Below are 15,563 nucleotides of genomic sequence, written 5' to 3'. Positions count from 1 at the left end.
CGAAGGGAGCGGAGCTCTTCTCGACCCGCCGTCCGGTGTATGTGCTGGTGACCGTCGTCTCCTGACGCGTGTCAGATCGTGTAAGACCTGGTCGCCGGGGTACCGAACACCCCGGCAGGCTCGTCAAGATGAGGACTCTGGGGGTCGGTCCGTGGCAGCCCGCGAACAGCGCTGCCACGGACCGCCGCGTTCAGGCCGGACGCCGGAAGGTGGTCCGGTAGGCGCTCGGCGACACCCCGAGCGCGGCTTGCAGATGCTGGCGCAGCGACGCCGCCGTCCCGAATCCGCACGCCGCGGCGACCCGGTCGACCGGCAGCTCCGATTCCTCCAGCAACTGCCGCGCACGCTCCACTCGCTGCTGGGTCAGCCACTGCAGCGCCGACATCCCGACCTCGTCCCGGAACCGCCGGGTGAACGTCCGCGTGCTCATCGAGTCGCGCGCCGCGAGGTCGCGCAGCGTGATCGCCTGGTCGAGGTGCTCCAGCGCCCACGCCCGCGCGGCCGAGGTGGACGACGACCGCGGTTCCGGCACCGGACGGCGGATGAACTGGGCCTGCCCGCCCTCGCGATGCGGTGAAACGACTGTGCCGCGAGCGACCTCGTTGGCGACCGCCGCGCCGAAATCGCGCCGGATCAGATGCAGGCAGAGATCGATGCCGGACGCGACGCCCGCCGAGGTGAAGACGTTGCCGTCCTCGGTGTAGAGCACATCCGGGTCGAGCTGCACGCGCGGGTATTCGAGCTGGAACTCGCACGCCGAACGCCAGTGCGTGGTCGCGCGGCGGCCGTCGAGCAGGCCCATCGCGGCGAGCACGTACGCGCCGGTGCAGATCGAGGCGATCCGGCTGCCCGGGCACACCAGGCTCATCGCGTGCTTGAGCTGCGGGGTCAGCTGCCGCCCGGTGGGCTCGTATTCGAGCGACGACGCGGGAACGATCACGGTGTCGGCCTCGGCCACTGCCTCCGGGCCCTGTGCCACCGGGATGGTGAAGTCCGCATCGGTGCGGATGTCGCCGGGCTCCGGCGTGCAGGTGACGACCTCGTACAACCGCTCGCCGTCAGCGGATCTGGCCTGGCCGAACAGCCGGTGGACGATGCCGAGCTCCATCACGAGCATGCCGTGGCGCACCAGCACCGCGACCTTGTGCCGCTCCGAATGACGAAAAACAGCCATGGCCCGATTCTTGCACAAGGTGGCCATCGGGCCACTGTTGTGCCCGTTTCGCCGGTTGCACCCTGGCCTCATGAACGTCTTGTGGATCTACGCCCACCCCGACCCCGCCTCGCTCAACGGCGCACTTCGCGACGAGGGCGTCACGACGCTGCGCGATCTCGGCCACGACGTGCGCGAATCCGATCTCTACGCGATGCGCTGGAACCCGATCGTCGACGAGATCGCGACCGTGCCCGAGGACGTCCGGATCGAGCACGAAAAACTCGGCTGGGCGGACACCGTCATTGTCCAGTTCCCGCTCTGGTGGGCGGACACCCCGGCCATCCTGAAGGGCTGGTTCGACCGCGTTTTCGTGCAGGGCTACGGCTACGACTACCGCGACGAAACCGGCCACACCCTGCGCTACGGCAACGGCGTCCTGGCCGGGAAACGCGCGATGGTCATCGTCACCGCCGGCGCGCACGAGGACAGCCTCGGCCCGCGCGGCGCGCACGGCTCGCTGGACGATCTGCTGTTCAACGTCCAGCACGCCACGCTCTTCTACACCGGCATGACAGTCCTGCCGCCGCTCAAGGTGACCGGCACGACCCGGATGCCGCCGGAGAGGTTCGACTGCGTCGTCGAGCAGTTGCGCAAACGTTTGCACTCCCTGGAAACGACCGATCCGCTGCCGTACCGCACCCAGGACGGCGGCGACTACGACCGGCGGCTCGTCCTGCTTCCCAAGGTAGCCCCAGGTCAGACCGGGTATGGCGCGCATCTGACCGCTTGACCCGTATATACCTCCGTGGTTATATACGAGCATGGCGATCCTGCGAACGGCTCCTGGCGGACGACCGAGCGTCACCCTCGAACGGATCTTGGCCCATCCGCCGGAGAAGGTGTGGCGCGCGGTCACCTCGCCGGAAGAACTGGCGCACTGGTTCCCCGCCGCGGTCACGCTGCCGGACGCCCCGGCGCCGGGCGGGAAGATCACGTTCACCTTCACCGAAACCGGGGACGTCAGCGAGGGCGAGATCGTCGGCTACCGGCCGCCGGAGGTCTTCGAGTTCACCTGGAACTCGGACCTGATCCGGATCGAGGTGTCGGCTGAGGGCACGGGCAGCAAGCTCGCCTTCACGCACGTCTTCAACCGTGGCGAACCGGACATCGCCCTGCTCGGCACGGGACGGCACGTCGCAGGCTGGGTCGCCTGCCTGGATTCCCTCGAAGCCACGCTGGAGGGCCGGACGCCGGAACCGCCGGCCGACTGGCACGCGCGGATGGTGCACTACGCCGAGGAATTCGGCCTGGAAGACGGCGAAGTCCTGGACGGCGGCGTGCTCCGGTTCCGCCGGGACCTGGTCTTGGCCGCCTGCCGAGGAAGTCTGGAAGCGGCTGCCTCAGCCCGAAGCCGGAGCGGAGGTGCTGGAGTCGCGGTCACCGGAGGTGCTGGCCTACGCCTGGCTGCACGACGGGGAACCGGCTGGGCACGTGCGGTGGGAAGTGACGGCGGATCCGCTGGACGGGGTGCGGGTGGAGCTGACCCAGACCGTTCCGGCGGAACTGAACGATCAGCTGCCGGACTTGCTGACGGCACGGCATGAGCAGCTGAACGCGTTGTTCGCCGGGTCCTTCGGGGTGGAGCTGGAACCGTGGGACGAGCAGCGGCGGGCGGCGGTGCGGAGGCGGTACAGCTCGTGAGTGCCGATCGCGGTTCTCACCGGGATCAGCACTCCCGACCCGAGACCCCCTACCCCAGCGCAGTGTTGTACGGCGAAAACCGCACCTCAGCCAGGCCTGGCAACGCTTTCCCTCCCAGCACCAGCCTCGGCGCCGGACCATGCACCGCCAGCCCACGCGCCTCGCACCACGCCGACAGCTCCGGGAACCGGTGGTCGACCGCGAGCCGGAGATCGCCGGACGTGGTGCGGGCGATGCCGCGGATCAGCGCGCGGGCCTGGTCCATGTCCCCGGCCACCACCGGACCGATCACCAGCACTCCGGCGTGCGCGGTGCCGAGCGCGTAACCGTCGTCGGTCACGTGGACGTGCTCGGCCTCGAACAGCATGCGGTTCAGCAACTCCCGCCGCGCGAAGCCTTGCGCCGCACTGTCCAATTCGTACACTCGCGCCACGTCCGGCGGACCGATCGGCCGCGCCGCCGGGCCGCCGTCGTCAGCGAACCGGCCGCGATGGTCGTCGCAGCCGCCGTCGACTTCGAAGCCCATCGATTCATACAGCGGACGCGCGTTTTCCGTGGTGTGCAAGGACACCACCGCGTCACCGGCCGCGTCGAGCGCCTCCGCCATCACCTGAGAGCCGAGTCCCTGCCGCGCGAACCGTTCCGCCACGACGACCATCGACACTGACGCGGTCGGCCCGGTCCGGCTGAGCACCGCCGCCGCGGCGAGACCGCCGTCTGGGGCGTCGATGCCGAATCCGCGGCCGACCTCCAGCAGCATCGCCCATTTCCGTTCCTCGCGCGGCCACCCGCGATCGGTTCCGAGGTCGAGGCAAGCGGACAGGTCGGCGGGCCCGAGCGAGCGGACCGAGGCGTCGGCGAGCAGCACGCTGCCCACCCTAGGCCCGGCCGCGGCCACAGTGGTCGGCTCGACGCCGAAAATTCAACTGACGCCCGGCATTGGCTTCGCTGGTGACCGACTTCGAAGTGCTGACCGGCCAGCAGGTTCTCGGCGACGGCCGGTTCGCCGAGGTCGGCGAGGTGCGGCTGACCGAGACCGATTCCCGCACGGGCTGTGTGGCCGTCGGGGGTTCGCTGGGGCATCCGCAGTGGGCCGGGCACAGCGTGACGAGTTCGTCCGAGCCGACCGCCTGGAACCGCGTCGGCGTCTACCGCGCCGACACGCTCGAATGCGTGCACCTGGTGAGCCTGCATTGGCCGGTCAACGCGCTGGCGTTCCATCCGGAGCTGCCGATTCCGGCCATCGGCTCCGGAGCGTACGACGGCGGCTATTTCTACGAGGGTGAACTGACCGTCCTCGACCTCGAATCCGGCCGCGCGACCTCTTTGTCGCGCGAACGCCGCGAGGTCACCGAACTCCGCTGGGGTGTCCGTGTTCGACGAGCATGAGGAGGAGCAGCGCGTCCCACAATGGCCGTCGCGGCGCTGAGCTACGGACGGATCCTCGCCAGCCTTGAGCACGTCGCGGCTGAGTGCTGGTCGGCGAACGCGAATGGTCCGTGCCTGCCTCGGGCCTCGGCTGCCAGCTCTACCCCGACCCCGCCGAGACCTCCGCCGTCCTCACCGGCTGGGCGGGCTGGGCCGAATCCTGCGCGACCGTCGAACGCGTCCGGCTGTCCGACGACAGCGTCGAACGGCTCCGCGACCTCGATCACTCCGTCGTGCTCACCACCGGGCATTTCGCGGTCCCCCGTCATCCGGGCCGACCGAGGCGCTGTCCCCGGAACACCGCTTCGACCTTGGCGGCTACGACCTCGTCAACCACTTCTTCGACATCCGCCGGGCTCCGGCGCTGTTGTTCTTGCACGGGCGAGGACCGCGAACGCGCCGGGACAAATGGGTCGTCGCCTTCGATCCCGCGCGGCGGCGAACCGAGCGCTTGTTTCCCCTCGAAGGGGACCCGGCCCGGAACCTCTTCGGCGGCCCCCGGCGTGTTCGTCAACGGCCACCAGGTCACCGCGATAGACACCATCGGGTACACCGTCTACGTCGCGTACAACTCCGGCGAGATCGTCGCGCTCGACGACCGCGTGCTCGTCCGCGACACAGCGGCGAGGGAGTCCTACGCCACACGCGCGGCAACCGCGCAGTAGCTAAGCTCCGCCACATGAGCAGTGCGACGCAGCCGCTCGGGACGCCGCCCGAGGGAGAACCGGACATCCACACCACGGCCGGCAAGCTCGCGGATCTCTACCGCCGCTACGACGAGGCCGTGCACGCCGGCTCGGCGCGCGCGATCGAGAAACAGCACGCCAAGGGCAAGAAAACCGCCCGCGAGCGGATCGATCTGCTGCTCGACGAGGGCTCGTTCGTCGAGCTGGACGAGCTGGCGCGGCACCGCTCCACGAACTTCGGGCTGGAGAAGAACCGCCCGTACGGCGACGGCGTCGTCACCGGCTACGGCACCGTCGACGGACGTCCGGTGTGCGTGTTCAGCCAGGACGTCACGGTGTTCGGCGGCGCGCTCGGCGAGGTCTACGGCGAGAAGATCGTCAAGGTGATGGACCTGGCGATCAAGACCGGCCGTCCGATCATCGGCATCAACGAGGGCGGCGGCGCGCGGATCCAGGAGGGCGTCGTCTCGCTCGGCCTGTACGGCGAGATCTTCCGCCGCAACACCATGGCCTCCGGGGTGATCCCGCAGATCTCGCTGATCATGGGCGCGAACGCGGGCGGGCACGTCTACTCCCCCGCGCTCACCGACTTCGTCGTGATGGTGGACGAGACCTCGCAGATGTTCATCACCGGACCGGACGTGGTGAAGACGGTGACCGGCGAGGACGTCACCTTCGAGGAACTCGGCGGCGGGCGCACGCACAACACCAAGTCGGGCGTCGCGCACTACCTCGGTTCCGACGACGAGGACGCCATCGCCTACGTCAAGGAACTGCTCTCCTACCTGCCGCAGAACAACCTGTCCGAACCGCCGGAGTTCGACGCGAACCAGTCGCCGGCCGGGTTCTTCGAGAACGTCACCGACACCGACCGCGAACTCGACACACTCATCCCGGACTCGCCGAACACGCCGTACGACATGCACGAGGTCGTCACCCGCGTGCTCGACGACGGCGAATTCCTTGAGGTGCACGAGCTGTTCGCGCCCAACATCCTGGTCGGATTCGGCCGGGTCGACGGGCAGAGCGTCGGCGTCGTCGCGAACCAGCCGACGCAGTTCGCCGGCTGCCTCGACATCGACGCGTCCGAGAAGGCCGCCCGGTTCGTGCGGACCTGCGACGCGTTCAACATCCCGGTGCTGACCTTTGTGGACGTTCCCGGCTTCCTCCCCGGTACCGACCAGGAGTGGAACGGCATCATCCGCCGCGGGGCGAAGCTGATCTACGCGTACGCGGAGGCGACCGTCCCGCTGATCACGGTGATCACGCGCAAGGCGTACGGCGGCGCGTACGACGTGATGGGCTCCAAGCACCTCGGCGCGGACGTCAACCTGGCCTGGCCCACCGCGCAGGTCGCGGTGATGGGCGCGCAGGGCGCGGCGAACATCGTGCACCGCAAGACGCTGGCCAACGCGGCGGCGGAGGGTCGCGATGTGGACGCATTGCGCGCCGATCTGATCCAGGAGTACGAGGACACGCTGCTGAACCCGTACGCGGCGGCCGAACGCGGCTACGTCGACTCGGTGATCGTGCCCGCGCACACCCGCGGCCACGTCGCCAAGGCGCTGAGCCTGCTGCGCACCAAGCGCGAATCGCTGCCGCCCAAGAAGCACGGCAACATCCCCCTGTGAGGCCGCGATGACGGACACTCCCCTGCTTCGCGTAGTCCGCGGCAACCCGGACGACGCCGAACTCGCCGCGCTCACCGCGGTGGTGGCCACTGCCGCGGCCGCGTCGGCACCCGCTCCGCCACGGCGGCGTACGTCGTGGTGGGGCGACCGAGCAGCCGCGGTGCACGCGCCGCCGGCGGCCGGGGACGGGGCCTGGCGCGCCTCGGCGTTGCCTCGCTGAAGCCCCCGCGAGTGTCAGCAGCCCTCGTGAGTGTCGGTGCCGGTTAGGGCGCACCGTGTTCCGGCTGCCTACGGTCCCGACACGCACCCAATGCGGCATGGGGGGTTCTCCGTAGCGGGGCTCGCGAAGTCGTCCCGCTGGACATCTGGGTGCGGTCCGGCCGTGCCAGCAGGAGCCGAGAGAGCCACCTGGCGCTACCGGCGCTGCGCGTCACAGCAGCGAGACCGCGCACAACGGCTACCGAAAAACCTCACTGGAGCGCCGCGGCCAAGCCGACCGAAGACTCACGACCTGAGACGTCAACGCCCCCGCTGAGCCCAATCCGGCGCATCCGCGCCCGCGTGCGCCAGCAGCTCTTCCCGGGTGATCGAGCCCAGCGGCCCGACGCCCCGGAGCAACAGGTAATCGCCCGCGTCGGCCTGATCGTGCTCGATCTCGACGTCCTCGGCGTGGTAGCTGTCCGTCCAGACGATCCGGACCTGGCAGCCACCGTTCTGGGTAAGCGCGTGCACCTGCTGGACGGTCGCGAGCCGCGCCATCGGTTCCGATTCCCATTGCTGCTGCAGGAATCGCCACCGCGAGGCCTGTTCGGCCGCCCGTAACCGTTGATCGAGCCCGCCGGCCCGGTCCCGGAAAACCCAGAGAATCCCGGCCACGACCGCGGCGGCGACAGCCAGCCCGACCAGCCACAAGACCGTTCCCATGTCTCCGGGAGCCTACTCGGGCGGATGCTCCCGGAGAAATCGCTCGACCAGGCCATCTGTGAACTCCGGCGGCACCGGCGCGCCGGTGACCAGCACGCGGTAGTGGATCGGCCCGGCCAGTTGCTCGACCGCACTGTCCAGGTCGACGTCTGAGGGCAATTCGCCGCGGGCGACGGCACGTTCCAGCGGCAGCCGGTCACGCCTGTGCTGGGCGCGGATGTGCACCTCGCGCAGCTGCCGCGCCAGGTCCGGGTCGTGCTGGGCCTGGCCGAGCAGCGTGCGGAAGACCGCACCGGCGTCGGCTGTGGTCAGGAAGGACGCCATCGCGGCGAGGTGCGCACAGAGGTCCTTGCGCAGATCGCCGGAGTCGGGCGGCGAAAGTTCCTCGGCGAGGTCGTCGCCGAGCGCTTCGAGCAGAATGTCCACTTTGGACGGCCACCAGCGGTAGACGGTCTGCTTCCCCACCCCCGCTCTGGCCGCGATGCCCTCTATCGTCAGCCGGGCGAAGCCGACCTCCACCAGCAGGTTGTCGACCGCGTCCAAGACCGCGCGGCGCGCGCGCTCGCTGCGGCCGTAGCGGTTCCCGTGATGCCGGCGCTCGCCGGGCTCAGTGACGTCGCCCACGTGAATAAGTCTAGCCAAGACGCAACGTCTCGTCTAGCGTTACGAGCACCAGCTCACTAGGGGGTTCTCAGTCATGTGTTCCGCGTGCGGGGTGCCGACGCACCAACCCGATTCCGGGGTTACCGGCACAGCGGCCCCGCGCAAGTTCGCGGCGCTGTACAACAAGGACTGCCGTCCGTATCTGATCGGCACCGGCCTGGCCATGATGGCCGACAATATTGAGCACGTCATCACCTACTGGGTGCTCTGGGAGAAGTTCCAGTCGCCCGCGCTGACCGGGTTCGAGGTGATCAGCCACTGGGTGCCGTTCCTGCTGTTCTCGGTGTACTTCGGCGGGCTCGCCGACCGGCACGACTGCCGCCGGATCATCCAGGCCGCGCAGGTGCTGTTCATGGCGGTGTCGGTGGCGTGGGGCGTCCTGATCGTCACCGACACGCTCGAGGTGTGGAGTGCCTGCGTACTGCTGATTTTGCACGGCTGCGCGGGCGCGATCTGGGGGCCGGGCGAGCAGTTGATGCTGCACGATTTCGTCGGTCCCGCGGAACTGCCGAGCGCGGTCCGGCTCAACGCCACCTTCCGCAGCCTGGGCATCCTCTTCGGCCCGGTCGTCGGCTCGGCGCTGCTGCTCGGACTCGGTCCGGTGGCGGGCATTTTCGTGAACGTCGCGTTCTACCTGCCGCTGACCGTGTTCCTGTTTCGCACCAAGTTCACCGGACACACGAGAGACGGCGGAATCATCCGTCGCCCCCGAGTCGGGCTGATGGATTCGGTGCGGATCCTCAGGGAAATCAGCGGGAACCCGACGATGGTCGGGATGATCATCCTCGCCGGGCTCGGCGCGTTCTTCGTCGGCGCCTCGATGCAGAGTTCGATGCCGATCTTCGCCCAGGATCTCGGCGCGGGCAGCGCCGGAACCGCGTACGGCGTGCTGCTGTTCGCCAACGGGGCGGGCGGCGTGATCGGCGGGATCCTGCTGGAAGCGACCGGGAAGATCAAACCGAACGTGCCCGCCGCGGTGATCAGCACGGCGGTCTACGGGCTCTCAAGCCTGTTCTTCGCGATGACCGCCAGCTATCCGATCGCGGTGGCACTGCTGGTGGTCGGCGGCGTGGCGAACCTGGCGTCGATGTCGATCGGGCAGACCGTCGTGCAGTTGCTGGCGAAACCGGAGGAACGCGGCCGGGTGATCGGCGTGTACAGCGTGTCCGCCAACGGTCTTCGCGCCGGCAGCGGATTCACCGTGGGACTGCTCGGTTCCGCGGTCGGGGTGCACTGGTCGCTGGGCATCAGTGCGGCCGCGCTCACCGTCGGCACCGGGATCGCCGGGTGGTATTCGCTGGGCAGCCGGCGGGCGCGGCAACTGCACCAGTTCACCGACTGAGCCGGATCCGAAGACGGTCTACCTCGTCCGCGGCCATTCCGGCGCGGACGAGGTAGTCGCGAACGTCGAGGCCGTCGAGGGTGGCCAGAACGGCTTCACGGATGGTGCTCCGGCGGCGCGCCGAAGCTGCTTCGAGCAGCGCGGTTTGGTCTTCGCCGAGCGCCCGGTACAGCGGGAGGACGGCTTCGGTCGAGAGGGCGTAGTCGGCGGCGATGGTTTCCGGGTCGACGTCGGCGAGGGCGAGCAGGAGGAGCGAGACGAGGCCAGTGCGGTCTCGGCCGGAAGTGCAGTGGAAGAGCACGCCGCCTTCGGCTCGGACCAGCGCCTTCAGGACTGTTGTGCAGCGTTCTGCTTTGCGGTCAAGGAAAACGCGGTAGTACAGCGGGGTGCCGTCGAGTTGCTCGTCGGCGATGTACTGCCAGAACCCGATGTCTTCGACGTCGTCCAGCGGGACTTCGAGGCGTGTCATTCCGGACGGCACGGCGGGCGCGTAGGTGCTGATCTCGGCGGGGTTTCGCAGGTCGACGATGGTCTGGAGACCCGATTCTCGCGCCTGGGCCCAGCCAGCGCCGGTGACGAACCGGAGGCTGGCGGACCGGTAGCACCGCGCCGGATCGGTGCGGCCGCCGGATCGGGTCGGGAGACCGCCGAGGTTTCTGGTGGTGAAGAAGCCTTCCCATTCCACCGTCCGGTTCTCGCCCATCAGCCGATCTTGGCCTCGGCTGTCCACCGTCGACAACCAGCTCGCCGAGGGCCGTCGAACAGGCGATCGCCGGTTTTTGTCGGTGGTCGGAGTTACGCTCGCCCCATCACGCACCACCCATCACTGTCAGCGACAAGCTGCTCACCAGCACAGATCACACTGGACCGCAGTTTGCTCCACACCGTATAGTCCACGTGGAATAACCCACGTTGGGTCACTCGATTGGATCTTCTGGAGGAATACCGTCATGGTCGCGGCCAAGCTCACGGCACTGGGCGTCGCCGTGCTCGAGCTGCTGCACGAGCGGCCGATGCACCCGTACGAAATGGCCCAGCTCATGCGGGAACGGCACGTCGAAGCCCGCGTGAAGCTCAAGGCCGGCTCGCTCTATCACACGGTGGATCGGTTGCAGCGCAACGGTTTCGTCGATGCGGTCGAGACACAGCGAGACGGCAAACGGCCGGAGCGCACGGTGTATGCCATGACAGCCGCGGGCAAAGACGCCTTCCAGGAACGAGCCCGGCAAATGCTGGGCGACGTGGTGCCGGAGTACAGCGACCTGCTCAGCGGGCTCGCCGTGATCGACGACCTCGGACGCGACGTCGCGCTGTTCGAGCTGGAGCACCGCATCACCCGGCTGCGCGCGGCCGTGGCGTCGGACGCGGTGCTCGTCAGCCGCCTGGAATCCGACGGCACCCCCGACATCTACTGGCTCGACTTCCGCTACAGCGCGGCGCAGCGGAAGTTCGAGCTGGCATGGATCGAGCAGCTGTTCGCGGACCTCGACAGCGGCCGGATCCCTTTCCAGGACAAGAAACTCAAGCTCAAGGAAAACGATGAACGCAAGACCGGTTAACCCGTGGGCCGCGCTCAGCGCGCTCTGCATCGGGTTCTTCATGATCCTGCTGGACACCACGATCGTGTCCATCGCGGTGCCCGCCATGCTGCAGCACCTCGACACCGGGCTGAACTCGGTGGTGTGGGTGATCAGCGTCTATCTGCTCACCTACGCCGTGCCGATGCTGTTCACCAGCCGCCTCGGCGACCGCTTCGGCCCGAAGCGCGTGTTCGTCGCCGGGCTCGTCGTGTTCACCGCTTCGTCGCTGTGGTGCGGGCTGTCCGGCAACGTCGAGATGCTGATCGCCGCCCGTGCCGTGCAAGGCCTCGGTGCCGCACTGATGACGCCGCAGACGCTGGCGTTCATCAGCCACCTGTTCCCGCCCGCGAAGCGCGGCGCGGCGATGGGTGCGTGGGGCGGCGTGGCGGGCCTGGCCACGATCACCGGCCCGCTGCTGGGCGGCGTGCTGGTGCAGCACCTCGGCTGGGAGTGGATCTTCTATGTGAACGTGCCGATCGGCGTCGTCGCCATCGCGCTGACGCTGTGGCTGGTGCCGGACTGGCAGCCGAAACACTCGCACTCGTTCGATNGTTCGATCTGATCGGCATCCTGCTGTCCGCGGCCGGACTGTTCTGCGTCGTCTTCGGTGTCCAAAATGGACAGCAGTACGACTGGGGCACGGTGTTCGGCGGCATCACGGTCTTCGAAATCATCGGGGCCGGGGTGGCGCTGCTGATCGCCTTCGTGCTGTGGCAGCGCTACAACCGCCGGGAACCACTGGTCCCGCTGCAGGTGTTCGCGAACCGCAACTTCTCCGCGGGCACGCTCACCGCGACGACGGTCGGCTTCACGATGACCGGCATGTTCCTCCCGCTGATCATCTACATCCAGACGGTGCTCGGCCTCTCCCCCACCATGGCCGGCCTGCTCACCGCCCCGATGTCGCTGCTGTCCGGCGTGATCGCGCCCTTCGTCGGCCGCGCTTCGGACAAAATCAACGGCAAGTACCTGGTGATGGGCGGCCTGGCCCTGCTGGCCGCGGGCGTCGGCATCATCGCGCTGCAAGCACGGCCGGACACGAGCCCGTGGGCGCTGATCCCTGCTCTGCTGGTCTGCGGCCTTGGCGTCGGCTGCATCTTCTCGCCGATGAGCAACCTGACGATGGCGTCGGTGGAACCGCGGCTCACCGGCACCGCCTCGGGCATCTTCAACACCGCCCGCCAGGTAGGCGGAGTACTGGGCAGCGCCGCGATCGGCGTGCTCCTGCAAGCGAGGATCAGCGCCTCGATCACGAGCGAAGCCGCCACCGCGGCCGCGCAACTGCCGGAGCAGTACCGCACCCCGTTCACCGAAGGAATCGCCCACGCCGCCGCCTCGACCGGCGAGTTCGGCGGCTCCGGCGGCCCAGCGGCCATCCCGGGCCTCCCGGCGGACCTCGCCGCACAAGCGGGCCGCCTCGCCAGCGAGGTCGTCCACAATGGACTCACCGACGCCGCCCGCGCGACGCTGATCCTGCCGATCGCGGTGCTGGTACTGGGAGTCCTGTCGGCAGCGGCGTTGCGCCGGGTGTCCCCTCGGCCGCACGCACCAGCGCCGACCGCCCCAACCCCGGAACCAGCCCGATGACCGGCTGACCCCCTGCCCCGGCTGGCCGCCAACCCAGCCGGGGCACGGCAGGCGACCGGGGAGGCCGCGGCAGCAGGGTGGCGCACGGCACCAGGCGGGGCGCGCCAGGTGGCGGCGGACGGGCAGGAGCCGACGGGTCAAGCTGGTGAGACAGCGCAACTCGGAACTTCCGCCGAGGAAGACCGCGCGAACCGAGCCCGGACAAGGCCGAGAAAACCGAACGAACCGTCTCCGGCCGCCACTGCCGCCCCGGCTCCAGCTCCCGCCACCGCTCCCGCCGCAGCCACAACTCCGGCTCCCGCCACAGCCGCGACTCCCGCCACCACCCCGGCTCCCGCCACCGCCACCGCTTCCGCCACAGCCACCACCCCGACTCCCGCCACCACCACCGCTCCCGCCACAGCCACCACCCCGACTCCCGCCACCACCACCGCTCCCGCCNCTCCCGCCACCACCACCGCTCCCGCCACAGCCACCACCCCGACTCCCGCTACAGCCACCACTCCGGCTCCCGCCACAGCCGCGACTCCGGCCACCGCCCCGGATCCCGCCGCCGCCACCGCTCCGGCTCCAGCCGCGACTTCGGCTGCCGCCCCGGCTCCAGCTCCGACCGCCGCCCCCGCCCCCGCCGCCACCACCGCTGCGGCTGCGACTCCAGCGGCCGCCACGGCCCCGGCAGAACTCGCCCACCCTCGGCGAAGAAGCCACGACGTGGCTCAACTGCTCCCCCCAGCCCAGTGCACGCCAACCCTCCCGGGCCACGCCCCCTGACCCCGCCCCACCGGGGTAGCGTTCGCACGTGCGTCTAGTCCTCGCCTCCCAGTCCCCCGCCCGCCTCGCCGTCCTGCGCAGTGCCGGTCTCGATCCGGCCGTCGTCGTGTCCGGTGTCGATGAGGACGCTGTCGCGGCCGCGCTCACCGATCCGGAACCCGCCGACCTCGTCTCGGCTCTCGCGAAGGCCAAGGCCAATGCCGTCGTCGAAATGGTCTCCGAACCCGATGCCGTGATCGTCGCCTGCGATTCCATGCTTTCCATCGGCGGCGAGATGGTCGGCAAGCCCGCTACCGCCGAGGTCGCGAAGCAGCGGTGGGCCCGGATGGCAGGCGGCTCCGGCGTCCTGCTCACCGGGCACGCCGTGGTCCGGATCGACGGCGGGCAGCGCACCAAGGAAGCCTCCGGCACCCGGTCCACCACCGTGCACTTCGCCGACCCCAGCCAGGCCGAGATCGACGCCTACGTCGCCACCGGCGAACCGCTGCACGTCGCGGGGGCGTTCACGCTCGACGCGCTCGGCGGGTGGTTCGTCGAGGGCGTCGAAGGGGACCCGTCGAGCGTCATCGGGATCAGTCTTCCGCTGCTGCGCCAGCTCCTCGCCGAGGTGGGCGTCAGCGTCACCGAAATGTGGAACTAGTTCACATATTGGGACGATGTGTCACTCGGACGAGTGATCGGGGAAAGTCGACGCTGGCCCGCATCCGGGTCAGTGGAAACTCTCGACCTCTCTGGGGTGGCACATGTCCTTCGTCAGGACGTACACCAAGCCGCGCGTGTTCGCCGCGGCCGTCCTCGGTTCGCTTGTCGTGGGCGCCGGTCTCGGCGTGCTCGCGCGGGCGACTGAAGCCGGCTGGCTGACCGACACCCTCGACCATATCGGCACGATCTTCACGACGCTGCTGCAGATCGCGGTGATCCCGCTGGTCTTCACCGCGATCGTGGTCGGCATCAACAGCCTCCGCGGCCTCGGCGGCGGCCGCACCGCCGCGCGGCTCGGCGGCAAGACCGTGCTGTGGTTCGCGATTACGTCGTTCATCGCCTCGCTGATCGGGATCGCGATCGGCAAGCTGTTCAACCCCGGCTCCGGCGGGCTCGGCGAGGGCGTCGCGGCCACCGCGAAAAACGCCGACAAGGCCGCGAAGAGCATGAGCAACTGGGGCTCCTGGGATGCCTTCATCAAGGGCCTGCTGCCGGAGAACTTCTTCTCCGCCTTCGCCGAGGGCAGCACGCTCCAGGTACTGTTCCTCGCCGTCGTGATCGGTGCCGCCGCCTACAGCCTCGGCGACAAGGCGAAGCCGTTCGTCGACTTCACCACGAGCGTCTTCGAAATCATCCAGCGCTACCTCGGCTGGATCGTGCGCCTCGCGCCCATCGGCATCATCGGCCTGATCGGCGCCGCCGTCTCCAACTACGGCGACGCGCTGTTCCGCCCGCTGCTGTCGACCACGATCGCGGTGTACGTCGGCTGCCTGCTGGTCCTGTTCGTCGTCTACCCGATCCTGCTGCAGTTCGTCGCGAAGGTGAACCCGCTGACGTTCTTCGCCAAGGCGGGCACCGCGATCCAATTCGCGTTCGCGTCGCAGTCGAGTTCGGCCACGCTGCCGCTGACCCGGCAGTCCGCGGTGAACCTCGGCGTCGACCCCGGGTACGCCGCCTTCGCCACTCCGCTCGCCAGCGCGACCAAAATGGACGGTTGCGCCGCAGTGTTCCCGGCGATCGGCGCGATCTTCATCGCCAACCTCGCCGGGGTGCCGCTGAGCTTCGGCCAGTACGCCGGCATCGTGGTCGTCGCCGTGGTCGGCGCGCTGGCCACCGCGGGCACCACCGGCTGGCTGACCGCGCTCACCCTGACCACCGCGTTCATCGGGCTCGACGCCAAGCAGGTCGCACTCGGCATCGCGCTGATCTACTCGGTGAACCCGATCATGGACATGATGCGCACCGCCACGAATGTCGCGGGCCAGATCGTCGTCCCGACGATCGTCGCGCGCAGCGAGGGCCTGCTCGACGAGGAAATCCTCCACACGCAAACCGCTCGTCCGGACCATCGCGACGAGGGCGGTGCCGCGCGGCCCGCCACTGCCTGAAGTC

Annotated in this window: 15 protein-coding genes and 1 pseudogene; 11 read left to right on the top strand and 5 right to left on the bottom strand. The window is 69.1% G+C overall.

Annotation, left to right across the window (positions count from 1 at the left end):
* Positions 1–190: 190 nt before the first annotated feature.
* On the bottom strand, positions 191–1,174 hold the full coding sequence (locus A4R44_RS33890; RefSeq protein ID WP_095213787.1) for a GlxA family transcriptional regulator: 984 nt from the start codon (positions 1,172–1,174) through the stop codon (positions 191–193).
* A gap of 70 nt (positions 1,175–1,244) precedes the next feature.
* Between A4R44_RS33890 and A4R44_RS33885 the strand changes: the two genes are divergently transcribed.
* Positions 1,245–1,946: an NAD(P)H-dependent oxidoreductase gene (locus A4R44_RS33885; protein ID WP_067589807.1), complete on the top strand. Its 702-nt coding sequence runs from the start codon at positions 1,245–1,247 to the stop codon at positions 1,944–1,946.
* Between the two features lie 31 nt (positions 1,947–1,977).
* Positions 1,978–2,760 (top strand): SRPBCC family protein, encoded by a 783-nt coding sequence (locus A4R44_RS33880; RefSeq protein ID WP_232791897.1) that lies wholly within the window; start codon positions 1,978–1,980, stop codon positions 2,758–2,760.
* 146 nt (positions 2,761–2,906) lie between these two features.
* On the opposite strand, the gene A4R44_RS33875 is transcribed toward A4R44_RS33880, so the two are convergent.
* Positions 2,907–3,725, bottom strand: coding sequence for a GNAT family N-acetyltransferase (locus A4R44_RS33875; RefSeq protein ID WP_232791896.1), 819 nt, complete (start codon positions 3,723–3,725; stop codon positions 2,907–2,909).
* A gap of 83 nt (positions 3,726–3,808) precedes the next feature.
* Between A4R44_RS33875 and A4R44_RS33870 the strand changes: the two genes are divergently transcribed.
* The 4 genes from A4R44_RS33870 (at position 3,809) to A4R44_RS33855 (ending at position 6,822) form a co-directional block, all read left to right on the top strand.
* Positions 3,809–4,246, top strand: a complete 438-nt coding sequence (locus A4R44_RS33870; RefSeq protein WP_157905066.1) for a hypothetical protein — start codon at positions 3,809–3,811, stop codon at positions 4,244–4,246.
* 110 nt (positions 4,247–4,356) lie between these two features.
* Positions 4,357–4,950 carry a hypothetical protein gene (locus A4R44_RS33865; RefSeq protein ID WP_232791895.1) on the top strand — a complete coding sequence of 198 codons (594 nt, stop codon included), beginning with the start codon at positions 4,357–4,359 and terminating at the stop codon, positions 4,948–4,950.
* A 14-nt stretch (positions 4,951–4,964) separates the two neighbouring features.
* Positions 4,965–6,602, top strand: coding sequence for an acyl-CoA carboxylase subunit beta (locus A4R44_RS33860; RefSeq protein WP_067589795.1), 1,638 nt, complete (start codon positions 4,965–4,967; stop codon positions 6,600–6,602).
* A gap of 7 nt (positions 6,603–6,609) precedes the next feature.
* Positions 6,610–6,822 carry an acyl-CoA carboxylase epsilon subunit gene (locus tag A4R44_RS33855; protein WP_067589792.1) on the top strand — a complete coding sequence of 71 codons (213 nt, stop codon included), beginning with the start codon at positions 6,610–6,612 and terminating at the stop codon, positions 6,820–6,822.
* A 299-nt stretch (positions 6,823–7,121) separates the two neighbouring features.
* Here the strand turns inward: A4R44_RS33855 and A4R44_RS33850 are convergent, their stop codons facing one another.
* Positions 7,122–7,526: a hypothetical protein gene (locus A4R44_RS33850; RefSeq protein ID WP_067589789.1), complete on the bottom strand. Its 405-nt coding sequence runs from the start codon at positions 7,524–7,526 to the stop codon at positions 7,122–7,124.
* A 12-nt stretch (positions 7,527–7,538) separates the two neighbouring features.
* Positions 7,539–8,150, bottom strand: a complete 612-nt coding sequence (locus tag A4R44_RS33845) for a TetR/AcrR family transcriptional regulator (protein WP_067589786.1) — start codon at positions 8,148–8,150, stop codon at positions 7,539–7,541.
* 91 nt (positions 8,151–8,241) lie between these two features.
* Between A4R44_RS33845 and A4R44_RS33840 the strand changes: the two genes are divergently transcribed.
* Positions 8,242–9,531, top strand: a complete 1,290-nt coding sequence (locus A4R44_RS33840; protein WP_232791894.1) for an MFS transporter — start codon at positions 8,242–8,244, stop codon at positions 9,529–9,531.
* On the opposite strand, the gene A4R44_RS33835 is transcribed toward A4R44_RS33840, so the two are convergent.
* Positions 9,521–10,234, bottom strand: coding sequence for a tyrosine-protein phosphatase (locus tag A4R44_RS33835; protein ID WP_067589780.1), 714 nt, complete (start codon positions 10,232–10,234; stop codon positions 9,521–9,523). The two genes, A4R44_RS33840 and A4R44_RS33835, sit on opposite strands and share 11 nt — an antisense overlap.
* Before the next feature lie 247 nt (positions 10,235–10,481).
* Here A4R44_RS33835 and A4R44_RS33830 point away from each other — a divergent pair, with 247 nt between their 5' ends.
* The 4 genes and pseudogenes from A4R44_RS33830 to A4R44_RS33815 all read left to right on the top strand — a co-directional run bounded on the left by A4R44_RS33830 (position 10,482) and on the right by A4R44_RS33815 (position 15,559).
* Complete coding sequence (locus tag A4R44_RS33830; RefSeq protein WP_067589777.1) at positions 10,482–11,090, top strand: PadR family transcriptional regulator; 609 nt, start codon at positions 10,482–10,484, stop codon at positions 11,088–11,090.
* Positions 11,071–12,698, top strand: a pseudogene (locus A4R44_RS33825) (DHA2 family efflux MFS transporter permease subunit). Before A4R44_RS33830 ends, A4R44_RS33825 begins: the two are co-directional and overlap by 20 nt.
* Before the next feature lie 799 nt (positions 12,699–13,497).
* The gene (locus A4R44_RS33820) at positions 13,498–14,109 is read left to right on the top strand and encodes a nucleoside triphosphate pyrophosphatase (protein ID WP_067589774.1); all 612 of its coding nucleotides are present in this window, start codon (positions 13,498–13,500) and stop codon (positions 14,107–14,109) included.
* 103 nt (positions 14,110–14,212) lie between these two features.
* A complete protein-coding gene (locus A4R44_RS33815; RefSeq protein ID WP_067589771.1) occupies positions 14,213–15,559 on the top strand; it encodes a dicarboxylate/amino acid:cation symporter in 1,347 nt (448 codons plus the stop codon).
* The last annotated feature ends 4 nt before the right edge of the window (positions 15,560–15,563 follow it).

The organism is Amycolatopsis sp. M39 (assembly GCF_001651785.1).
GTDB classification, from domain to species: Bacteria; Actinomycetota; Actinomycetes; order Mycobacteriales; family Pseudonocardiaceae; genus Amycolatopsis; species Amycolatopsis rubida.
Note: the sequence above shows the minus strand (reverse complement) of the source record. Positions and strands in the feature narration are given on the sequence as shown.